Source organism: Massilia sp. MP_M2, from assembly GCF_039123635.1.
In the GTDB taxonomy this organism is placed as follows: Bacteria; Pseudomonadota; Gammaproteobacteria; order Burkholderiales; family Burkholderiaceae_D; genus Telluria.
The window spans coordinates 610,883-621,429 of the sequence record NZ_JBCHJF010000002.1 but is presented as its reverse complement, the minus strand read 5'-3'; the positions used below and the strand labels follow the sequence as shown (position 1 = coordinate 621,429).

The following is a 10,547-nucleotide window of genomic DNA, read 5'->3' as shown; positions in this document are numbered from 1 at the left end:
GTGCAGCTGCCTTTGCCGATGTTGACGGCGATACGCTGGCCTATTCATCGACCGGCCTGCCACCAGGGCTCAGCCTGGACCCGGTCACCGGCCAGATCACCGGAACGCCAACGACCCCAGGTAACTACAGCGTGACGCTCAGCGCCGCCGACGGCAACGGCGGCAATGCCAGCACCACGTTTATCTGGACCGTGACAGCCACGCCCAATAACGGACCCACCACAGTCGGCACGCTACCCACCGAAACGGCCATCGATGCACAGTCGGTATCGATCGCCACGGCGGGCGTGTTCAGCGACGCCGATGGCGATACACTCGCCTTCAGCGCCAGCGGCCTGCCGGCCGGCCTCACGATCGATGCCGCCACCGGCGTCATCACCGGCACGCTCGCATCCAGCGCCTCAGCCGCCGCACCGGGCGGTGTCTACACGATTACCGTCAGCGCCAGCGACGGTCGCGGCGGACTGGCCAGCCAGGCCTTCACGCTGACGGTGGCGAACGTGGCACCCATCGCCGCAGCCGACAGTGCCGCCGGCAGCGAAGATGGCGTCATCACTGGCAATGTGTTGGCCAACGACAGCGACCCAGACGCCGATGCCCTGACGGTCGACACCGTGCCCGTACAGGGTCCGGAGCACGGCGTACTCGTACTGAACAGCGACGGCAGCTTCAGCTACACGCCCAACCCCAACTACAACGGCAGCGACAGTTTTACTTACCGCATCACCGACGCTGACGGTGCAGTGACCAGCGCCACCGTTTCTCTCACCATCACCGCCGTCAACGATGCGCCGAGCGCGGCGCAGATCGCCGATCGCAGCAATACCGCCGGCACCACCGTGACCTTCAATGCCGCGGCCGCCTTTGCGGATGTCGATGGCGATACGCTGACCTATTCTGTCACTGGCCTGCCACCGGGACTCAGCCTGGATCCGGCGACGGGCCAGGTCACCGGAACGCCCACCACCCCAGGCAGCTACAGCGTGACGCTCAGCGCCGCCGACGGCAACGGCGGCAATACCAGCACCACGTTTACCTGGATCGTCGAGCCTGTTTCGGCGGTACCAACACCCCCACAACCAGAACCAGAACCAGAACCAGTCGATCCGGCACCTGTCGTTCCGGCACCTCCTGAACCAATCCCCGTTGCCCCGGCACCGGTCAATCCCGTACCAGTGGCGCCGACGCCCATCGAGCCTGTCCCCGTTCAACCGCCGCCGACCGAACCGGGACCGGTTGAACCGACGCCCACTCAGCCTGTGCCCGTCGAGCCGGCGCCAGTTGAACCGACACCTCCCGAGCCCGGACCCACTGAGCCGCCCCCCGTGACTCCCGTACCGGCAGAGCCGGCGCCGGCGCCCACGCCATCAGCTGGCACCGGGCCCGGTTCAGGAGAACCTGCGCCCATCACACCTGTCACCGGCCAGCCTACACCGGTGGACCCAGCCCCTGTCGCGCCCATTCCTGCCGAGCCAATTACGCAGGCACCTATGATGGTGTCAATTGCCGCTCCGAACAACGTACAGGCCGAGGTCGCCTCTGCCGTGCAGTACCGCTCAGGAAGTGTCGATACCGTGTTGCTGCAAGCGATCAATGCGGTCCAGACACTTGGACTATCGACCGATATCAGCGTCGACCGCCCGCTCGCCGAGGCGGTTGGCGCCGTGCAGGCACTGGGCAGGCCATCTCAAATCGATGCCGCAGCCCAACCGATCAGCACGATCGTCGGAGACCTGGGCGCCACTTATCGCACGCCCCTGCAAGTCGACTGGACCGGGGACGCGCAAGGGATCGATGCGCCGCCAACGGCCAACCTCGCCCAGGAGATCTTGGGACTCGAGGGTACGACCGAAAGCACTCCCCAGAGCAATAACGAGACTACGACCGAGACGCCGACGGCAGAGACTGCCGAGGCAGATGTGCCGATTGCACAAGAGCCGGATCGTGTCGTCGCGGCAAGCGTCCAACAACAACTACTCGACGCCTTGCAGCTTCGCAGCCGCGAGGTCGACGCCCTGCGGAACGCCCTGCGCCAGTCTTGAACCGTCAAATTCATTGGAATTCATCATGCCAAAGCCTCACTTGCTGCTAGCGGATCGAACACTGTCACTGGACAGCAGCGCGCGTCGCGGCTGCATGGCCAAACTGCTTGCGCTTGGCAGCAGTAGCCTGCTGGGCTGTTACTCGCCGCAGAAGCCTATCGATACGAATGGCATTGCGGTGGCGCTGAACCAGCAGCTACGCGACCAGATCGAGTCCGAGAACACGATCGATGGTCTTGTTTCGCTGTACGAAGCGATGGCACGGGCCCTGAAATACAACCTCGACCAGAAGATCGAACTGGCCGAAGTCGTCATGCGCGAGCGTCAAATCGAAGCGCGTAGCGCCGACATGCTGCCGACGCTGGTCGCGGGGATGACAGGCGCCGCGCGCAATAATGACGCCGGCTCACGCAGCAGGTCGCTGCTGACCGGCCGCGAATCGCTCGAGCCCTCCACGTCCAGCGAACGCAGCAGTATCAGCGGGGATCTGGCGCTCAGTTGGGACCTGCTGGACTACGGACTGGCGCGCGTGCGCCAGCGCCAGCAGGCGGACGAGAAGATGATTTCCGTCGAACGCAGGCGCAAGGTCATGAATCGCATCCTGGAAGACGTCAGGACGGCGTACTGGCGCGCCGTCAGTGCCGATCGCACCTCAACAAAGCTCGCGAACCTGCAGGTCATGACGGCACGTGCGATGAGGCAAGCAGAAGAACTCGAACAACGGCGGATCGCGTCACCAGTTGTTTTGCTCGGCTACCAGCGCGAGCTGCTCCAGGTCACGGGAGAAGTCCAGCGACTGCAGCGCGAACTGTCGATGGCCAAGAGCCAGCTGGCTGCACTGATGAACCTGATCCCGGACACCACTTACCGCCTGGTCTTGCCAGATCGGAACGATGTTGTCCCTGAGTTGCCAGGCTCGGCCGATGCGATGGTGCTCACCGGCCTGCGCTATCGTCCAGAGATTCGCGAATCGGCTTACCGCCAACGCATCGTCAAAGGCGAGATGGACGTGGCATTCCTGCGAGCCTTGCCGTCGGTACGCAGCGTGCTGGGTCTGAATGCTGACAGCAACGATTTTTTATATAACAAGCAATGGGTCAATTTCAGCTCACGACTCACGTGGAACCTGCTGGAGGCGTTTCGCTATCCAAAAACCAAGCGGGCCATCGAGGCCGAATCTTCTGCGCTGGAGCAACGCGATCTTGCACTGACGATGGCAATCATGACGCAAATTTACGTTGCCCGCTCCAGGTTCCTGTACCTGGCTGATGAACTCGGCACTGCACGCCGTGCACAGACAGTCCAGCAACGCTTGCTGACGCAGACCCAGGGTGCGTTCAAGGCACGTGCCATCAGCCAACAGCAACTGGTGCGGGAAGAACTGAATTTCGTGCTATCCGAGATCCGCTACGACGTCGCCTACTCGGATGTCCAGAATGCCTATGCCAATCTGTACGCCTCGATGGGGCTGGACAATTTCGACATCGGCGCCAGTCAGGACATCCCGATCAACAAGCTGGCCGGCGCGCTCGAGGAATACTGGACCGAGCGCTCTCTCATCCTGCCATCAAAACCGGAGCCGAAAACATGATCAATCTTTTATCTCATCTCATACCCTGTCGCTCGACACCGCCTGGTGCGTTGCTGACACTCGTCGCAGGTGCGCTGATCAGCCTACCGGCGGCCGCAGGCTTTGAGCCCCCAGTGGCCGCCCAGGTCCGCGGCCCGGCCACCGTCCGGGACCAGGCTACCAGCAGTAGCATCGCGCGCGGCGTGGTGCGCGCAACGGCCGAGGCTACGCTATCAGCACGCATCTCGGCGCGGATCGTCGAGCTGCCCTATGCAGAAGGTACCGAGTTCGCGCAGGGCGCCACGCTGGCAGCGTTCGACTGCGAACGCCCGCTTGCGGAAGCCCGCGCCGCTGTGGCCGCGCTGAACGCACAGCGCAAGCAGGTCGAGACGAATGAAGAACTCGACCGCTTCAATGCCATCGGCAAGAATGATCTGCAGGTCTCACGAGCGCAGTTGGAACGATACCAGGCAGAATCCGACGCGCTCGCTTCGCAGACCAAGGCGTGCGCGATCGCCGCACCCTTCCGCGGCCGGGTATTGGCGCGTCTGGCGCGACAGCACGAGTTCGTGCAAACCGGTACGCCGTTGCTGAAGATCGTCGATACCAGCAGCACCGAACTCGATATCATCGTGCCTTCGCATTGGCTGTCCTGGCTTGGGGTGGGAACCCAGTTCGTTTTCCGCATCGACGAAACGCGCGCCGTACTGCCGGCCAAGGTGCTGCGCTTGCTTCCCAGCGTCGATCCGGTCAGCCGCACTATACGTATTGTCGCCAAGTTCACGACCGCCGACGCACGCGTCCTGCCCGGCATGAGCGGCACAGCATCCGGATGGAAAGGGGCAAAATGAACACCTCCGCTAATTCCCAGGCGACGGTCGATGGCGCCGCCCTGCGGCTTTTGCAATTTGAAGCCGAAATCCGCCGTATCCGCCAGGAAGATGTCCTGCTCACCCACCTGGCGAACGAAGTGCGCAGCCTGGTGCCGCATGAGCTGGCGATCGTCTGGCGCCGTGCACGCACCGGCCCACGCTGGCGTGCAGTCGTCGTTTCAGGGCTGCAGGGCGTTGATCCACACACGCCGCTGCTCGATGCATTGGCCCGGCTGTTGGGCGCGCAGCAGAGCCATTCGCACGTCATCAGCCTGGACATGCACGCACCCGCTACCCTCGCGCCCCTGAACGATGTGCAGCGTCAGCTGCTGCTCGAGTTGCCGTTTGCCAGCGCTTACTGGATTCCGTTACCGGACCATGCGGACCGGGTCGACGCCGGCGTGCTGTTCATGAAAGAACAAGCATTCAGCGCCGGGGCACCGATGCTGCTGGATCGGCTGGGCGACACCTATTCGCATGCGTGGCGGGCGCTTTCGGGAAAGAAGCGGCGTGCATTGCCGGATGCGCGGCGCCGCTGGCTGGTCGCCGCCGCGACTGGCGCGGCGATCCTGATCGGGGCGATACCAATGCGCCTGAGCGTCATGGCGCCGGTGGAAGTGGTCGCCGCGCGTCCCGCGGTCGTCACCGCGCCAATCAATGGCGTCGTCAAGCGCATTGCGGTCGCACCGGGAAGCACGGTCAAGGCTGGCGATGTCCTCGTCGTGTTCGAAGATATCCAGCCACGCAACGAGATGCTGTTGGCCCAGCAGCGGCTCGCCGTTGCCGAGGCACGCAATGCGCGCATTACGGCCGCCGCGTTCCAGGAGGCCGAGGCTGCGCACGAGCTGGCGGCAGCCCGTGCCGAGTACGATCTGGCGCGCGTGACCTACGATTACACGATCGAAGTGCTGGCGCGGACCACGATCCGCGCGCGCCAGGATGGTGTTGCGATCTATACGGATCGGCGGGACTGGGAGGGCCGCGCGGTCCAGGTCGGCGAGGAAATCCTGCAAGTGGCCGATCCGACACAGGTCGCACTGCGCGCCGACCTGTCAACGGGCAACAGCCTTCCGCTCAAAGCCGGCGACGATGCCCACGCCTTCCTCGAAAACGCCCCGCTGGGAGGGCTCGCGCTGCGTGTCAGGTATGCCACCTTCACGCCGCGCGCGCTGGCCGGGGGCGACACCGCGTACACCGTCATGTTGGATCCCTTGCCCGGATACGCGCCGCGCATCGGCGCCCGTGGCACCGCGCGTCTGTACGGGCCGCAAGTCCCGCTGGTCGTGCAGTTGCTGCGGCGCCCCCTGGCCGCGCTGCGGCAACACGTCGGGATCTGATCCTCCTGACTCGCCTGATTCGCACGGAGACGACGCATGCACACTCCTCCCACCTCCCTGGCACCACTGCGGCCCGAACTGCAACTCAAGCAGGTAGAAAACGCGGCCGATCCATCCCGTCCCTGGCGTCTCGACGATCCGGTGCGCCAGCGGAGCTTTTTGCTGGCCGATGGCGATGTCGAGCTGCTCGCCCTGTGGCCGCTTGGCACCCCGGATGCACTGCGCAGCGGCTGGCTGCGCGCCTTTCCGGGCAGGACAGCCCAGCAGTTTGCTGCACAATTCGAAGGCTTGTGCGAGTTCCTGCGCCAGCATCAGCTCCTGACGGCCCGCACTGGCGCCGAGACAAAAGTGCTCATGGATGCGGCCGAGCGCAGCCCCGGCAACCACCCGGGCGCATGGCTGCGGCGCTGGATGGGGTGGCAATTGCCTTTGCTGAGGCCGCAGGCCATGCTGCATCGCGCCCTGCCCTCTGTCCGTGTCCTGTGGTCCCGCCCTGCGATGGTTGCCTGGGCCGCCATCACTCTGCTGGGGCTGTATCTCGTTTCGCGACAATGGGATACCTTCATCAACACCTTTTCCGATTTCTCGGAACCGGCATCATGGCTGACCTTTGGCATCGCCCTGGTGGGCCTGAAAATCGTGCACGAGCTGGGTCATGCGTTCGCCGCCACCCACCACAAGGTGCTGGTGCCGACGATGGGTCTCTCGATTGCCTACGGGGTACCGATGCTCTACACCGACACCAGCGACGCGTCGCGCCTGCCCCGGCGCAGCGCGCGCGTGTGGATCGGGAGCGCCGGTATGCTCGCCGAAACCCTGATCGCCGGCCCCTGTACCCTGGCGTGGGCGCTCCTGCCCGATGGCGCATTGCGCTCGACCTGCTTCGTGATCGCCACCAGCAGCTGGCTCACCACGCTGGTGGTCAACCTGAATCCTCTTGGCAGATTCGATGGGTACTATCTCTTGTCCGACGTGCTGCGTTACCCGAACTTGCAGCAGCGTTCGCTCGATCATGCGGGCTGGCTGCTGGAACGTGTGGTACTGGGTCCGGTCACGCCGCGCCCGAGCGATGCCACTGGCTGGGTACAGGCGGCCTTGTGCGGATTCGGCGCTGCAGTCTGGTTGTTCAGACTGTTTCTGGGCCTGGCGGCGGCGCGAATCGGCTACGACTACCTGTTCCAGGCAGCCGGCGTGCTCCTGGCGGGACTCACGATATGGTGGACCATTCTCGGGCCGCTCTGCAGACGCATGACGCTGTGGTCGCGGGTACGTGACCGCCTTTCTGCTCGCCGTTGGGCCGGGCTCGGCATGGGCGGTGCATTACTTGCCTTGCTGGTGCTCGCGCCGCTGGACCGTCGGGTCGACGCCCCTGCCACCCTGGGTTGGCGCGCCGAACAGCTCCTGGCCGCGCCAGAGGTTGCGGTGGTCGAGGAGGTACTGATGCGCCCCGGTCTGCAGGTCCGCAAGGGACAACCCCTGGTACGTCTGCGCTCCATCGATCTGGAACGCAAGCGCGCCGAGGCGCTCACGCAGCAGGTCCTGGCACGCGAACGCATCGAGCGCATTGCCGGGGACGAGCGGGACCGCAGCGAACTGCTGGTGCTGGAACAGCAGCAGGCCGAGTCGCAGACCCTGCTCGACGGCATCGTGGAGCGCGAGAAGCAGCTGGAACTGCGGGCATCCGCCGATGGAACGGTTGTGGACTTGCTGAGTAACCTGGCGCCGGGCCGCTGGGTCCGCAGTGACCAGCCGCTCGGCCGTGTGCTCATTGGACAAGGGCGCGAAGCGCTCGCCTACATCGACGATGCAGCCCTGCTGCGCGTGCGGGCGGGAACCCGCGCTACCTTCTTTGCGGACGATCCCGGTGTCGCACCGGTGCCATTGCAGGTAGTGGCCGTCGAATCGGCCGCCGCCGAATACGTCACGCCCGACGCACTGGCCTCTGTCCACGGCGGGCCGCTGGCGACGACACTGGACAAGCAGGGACGCCCGGTGCCACGCGCGTCCCTGCATCGGGTACGGCTCGCCATGCAGGGACCGGAAACAACCACGTCCGACCTGCGCCTGCTGCGCGGACAGGTCCGGATCGACGCCGACGCAGACAGCTTCGGCGCCCATGCCGCGCGCAGGCTGCTGAGCATCATCTTGCAGGAACTGGAAGGCTGAACATCAAGCCCTCGCCGCCATCCGATTGGCCTATGAATACTGTCCACAACAGGAGAACAACATGACGCACCCATCCGTCAATCGCCGTCAACTGCTTCAGGCCATGGGTGCCCTGGGACTCCTTGCGCCATGGATACCAGCCAGCGCACAGGTCGCCACGGACAAGGCTGTGGCCAAAGTACTGTTCGGGCTTCCACCCGGCGCCGCCGGTACCAGACTGGCCAGTGAATTCGTCGCGCAACTGACTGCGCGGCAGGGTTCGACTTACGCGCTGGAACACGTCATCGGCCGGGATGGTCGTCGCTCGGTCCAGTCGGCGGTACGCGCGCAGCCTGACGGCAATACCCTGCTGATCGCGCCATCCGCGTTATTGACGCTCTTTTCAGCCATTTACCGCCAGCTCGAGTATGCGCCGAGCAACGACCTGACGCCGATCGCCGGCATTGGCGAGTATGCCTTCATGTTCCTGGTGGGCCCGCGCGTACCGGCCGCAGTCGCCACCCTCGACGACTATTTACGCTGGGTTCTTGACAATCCCGACTTCCGGCACGTCGGCGCGGTGTTGCGCGGCTCTCAAGGATGGCTGATGACCAAGCAACTGGCACGCGAGAAAGACGCGCCGCTGCTGGCGATTTCGTATGCTGCCACGGCGTCGATTCTGGCTGATCTGGAGGGTGGCAACCTGGCAGCTGGATTTGTTGGGACGGGCAACGCCGCGAATGCACGGGCTGCAGGGCGCTTGCGCGCGCTCGCGGTGAGCAGTGCTCACAGATGGCTGGACATGCCGGACACGCCGAGCTTCACCGAGCTTGGGCTTTCCGATATGGAAGTGACCGCCTGGTATGGCCTGTTTGGCCCTGCCGGGATGCGTGAAGAATCGCTCTCGGGTCTGCAGCGTGCGAGCAGCCAGGCGTTGGAAGCACCGGCCATGACGGGTTTGATGGACGCGATCGCGATGTTGCCCCTGCCCCTGACTCCGCAAGAAATGACCAGACGCATCCGCCGTGAATCTGCCTTCTATGAGGCAGCCGTACGGCGGGTGCAACTCGAACGCATCTGAACCTGGATGAGCGAAGCGCACACCTTGCGCACCAACGCGAAACGGGCCCCGAATGGGGCCCGCACGGTGATAATTTGGAGGCGAGGATCGGAGTCGAACCGACCTAGACGGCTTTGCAGGCCGCTGCATAACCGCTTTGCTACCTCGCCAGAGGATTTGATGCGCTCGTGATGCGAGCGGTTATGCACCGCATCAACAAGGGAAGAATCGATCTTCCTGGAATTCTGGAGCGGGAGAAGAGGCTCGAACTCTCGACCTCAACCTTGGCAAGGTTGCGCTCTACCAACTGAGCTACTCCCGCTGAGGAGTACTGATTTACGACGCCATTTGCAAGACACTGGAGCGGGAGAAGAGGCTCGAACTCTCGACCTCAACCTTGGCAAGGTTGCGCTCTACCAACTGAGCTACTCCCGCTTAGAGCCATGCAATTACTGATCACATCTACTGCTTTACTACGCCAATGCTACGTTTCTGTAACAACCAGTCGAAACTGGAGCGGGAGAAGAGGCTCGAACTCTCGACCTCAACCTTGGCAAGGTTGCGCTCTACCAACTGAGCTACTCCCGCGTACAGAACAACGATTATGACAGGTTTCAGACGTTTTTCCAAGATCGCGTGCCAACTTTGCAATCTTTGGAGCGGGAGAAGAGGCTCGAACTCTCGACCTCAACCTTGGCAAGGTTGCGCTCTACCAACTGAGCTACTCCCGCTTCGTCTTTCAATCTGTCGCGTTGTTGTCGCAACAGGCAGGCATTATAGAGATTCTATTCCGTACGTCAAGGATGCTTGGAAACTAATTAAATCGGACCCGCTTTTTCCTTGATCAGGGGCCAGGCGCGGCGCAGGTAATAGAACATCGACCACACGGTCAGCACGCCCGCGACCCACAGCAGGTACTCCCCCCAGAAGTGGAAATCGATGCCGAACAGGCTGTCATGAAACAGCAGCATCGGGATCGCCGTCATCTGGGCAGCGGTCTTGATCTTGCCGATGGAGCTGACCGCGACCGAACGCGTCGCGCCGATTTGGGCCATCCATTCGCGCAGGGCCGAGATCGTGATTTCACGGCCGATGATGATGCCGGCGATGATCGCATCGACGCGGTCGAGCTGGACCAGCATGAGCAGCGCAACGGCCACCATCAGCTTGTCGGCGACCGGGTCGAGAAAGGCGCCGAAGGCCGAGGTTTCATTCCAGCGGCGGGCCAGGAAACCGTCGAACCAGTCGGTGATGGCGGCGACGATGAAGACGGACGTGGCAGCCAGGTTGCGGTCCTGCATGCTCATCCAGTCAGAAGGAAGATAGAACAATCCGACCACCAGGGGAATCAGGGCGACGCGTAGCCAGGTCAGGAGAATCGGGATATTTAAAGGCATGGGGGAGCTGATTACTGTGGAAAATGCTTGGCCGTAAGTCTACATGGCTAAGGGGGTTTGGGCCAGTTGACTCGTCGGTATCGTCGACAAACAGCGGACGCTGCGGTGCGTGCAAGCTCAACGG

7 protein-coding genes and 5 tRNA genes are annotated in these 10,547 nt (G+C 63.5%); 6 read left to right on the top strand and 6 right to left on the bottom strand.

The features are described from left to right. The 6 genes from RCH14_RS07675 to RCH14_RS07650 all read left to right on the top strand — a co-directional run. Positions 1-2,042: putative Ig domain-containing protein (locus tag RCH14_RS07675; protein ID WP_343025534.1), on the top strand; the 2,042-nt coding region annotated here is incomplete at its 5' end. 94 nt (positions 2,043-2,136) lie between these two features. Continuing rightward, the gene (locus RCH14_RS07670; RefSeq protein ID WP_343025533.1) at positions 2,137-3,633 is read left to right on the top strand and encodes a TolC family protein; all 1,497 of its coding nucleotides are present in this window, start codon (positions 2,137-2,139) and stop codon (positions 3,631-3,633) included. Further along, positions 3,630-4,463 (top strand): efflux RND transporter periplasmic adaptor subunit, encoded by an 834-nt coding sequence (locus tag RCH14_RS07665; protein WP_343025532.1) that lies wholly within the window; start codon positions 3,630-3,632, stop codon positions 4,461-4,463. Before RCH14_RS07670 ends, RCH14_RS07665 begins: the two co-directional genes overlap by 4 nt. Further along, positions 4,460-5,821, top strand: a complete 1,362-nt coding sequence (locus tag RCH14_RS07660; RefSeq protein ID WP_343025531.1) for an HlyD family efflux transporter periplasmic adaptor subunit — start codon at positions 4,460-4,462, stop codon at positions 5,819-5,821. Before RCH14_RS07665 ends, RCH14_RS07660 begins: the two co-directional genes overlap by 4 nt. A 36-nt stretch (positions 5,822-5,857) precedes the next feature. After that, positions 5,858-7,987 (top strand): HlyD family efflux transporter periplasmic adaptor subunit, encoded by a 2,130-nt coding sequence (locus RCH14_RS07655; RefSeq protein WP_343025530.1) that lies wholly within the window; start codon positions 5,858-5,860, stop codon positions 7,985-7,987. A gap of 61 nt (positions 7,988-8,048) precedes the next feature. Further along, positions 8,049-9,047 carry a tripartite tricarboxylate transporter substrate-binding protein gene (locus RCH14_RS07650; protein ID WP_343025529.1) on the top strand — a complete coding sequence of 333 codons (999 nt, stop codon included), beginning with the start codon at positions 8,049-8,051 and terminating at the stop codon, positions 9,045-9,047. 75 nt (positions 9,048-9,122) lie between these two features. Here RCH14_RS07650 and RCH14_RS07645 read toward each other — a convergent pair. The 6 genes from RCH14_RS07645 to pgsA all read right to left on the bottom strand — a co-directional run bounded on the left by RCH14_RS07645 (position 9,123) and on the right by pgsA (position 10,423). Beyond that, a tRNA-Cys gene (locus RCH14_RS07645) sits at positions 9,123-9,196 on the bottom strand. 76 nt (positions 9,197-9,272) lie between these two features. Continuing rightward, positions 9,273-9,348, bottom strand: a tRNA-Gly gene (locus RCH14_RS07640). Positions 9,349-9,385: 37 nt separating this feature from the next. Continuing rightward, positions 9,386-9,461: transfer RNA gene (locus tag RCH14_RS07635), tRNA-Gly, on the bottom strand. Between the two features lie 77 nt (positions 9,462-9,538). Next, positions 9,539-9,614: transfer RNA gene (locus tag RCH14_RS07630), tRNA-Gly, on the bottom strand. Positions 9,615-9,681: 67 nt separating this feature from the next. After that, positions 9,682-9,757: transfer RNA gene (locus RCH14_RS07625), tRNA-Gly, on the bottom strand. An 87-nt stretch (positions 9,758-9,844) separates the two neighbouring features. Then, entirely contained in the window at positions 9,845-10,423 is a 579-nt protein-coding gene (gene pgsA / locus RCH14_RS07620) for a CDP-diacylglycerol--glycerol-3-phosphate 3-phosphatidyltransferase (protein ID WP_343025528.1), read from the bottom strand. Between the last annotated feature and the right edge of the window lie 124 nt (positions 10,424-10,547).

Bases quoted from the DNA above. Each gene is read 5' to 3' on its own strand.
- RCH14_RS07665 (WP_343025532.1), top strand. From the start codon at position 3,630: ATGATCAATCTTTTATCTCATCTCATACCCTGTCGCTCGACACCGCCT.
- RCH14_RS07660 (WP_343025531.1), top strand. From the start codon at position 4,460: ATGAACACCTCCGCTAATTCCCAGGCGACGGTCGATGGCGCCGCCCTG.
- pgsA (WP_343025528.1), bottom strand. From the start codon at position 10,423: ATGCCTTTAAATATCCCGATTCTCCTGACCTGGCTACGCGTCGCCCTG.
- RCH14_RS07655 (WP_343025530.1), top strand. From the start codon at position 5,858: ATGCACACTCCTCCCACCTCCCTGGCACCACTGCGGCCCGAACTGCAA.
- RCH14_RS07670 (WP_343025533.1), top strand. From the start codon at position 2,137: ATGGCCAAACTGCTTGCGCTTGGCAGCAGTAGCCTGCTGGGCTGTTAC.
- RCH14_RS07650 (WP_343025529.1), top strand. From the start codon at position 8,049: ATGACGCACCCATCCGTCAATCGCCGTCAACTGCTTCAGGCCATGGGT.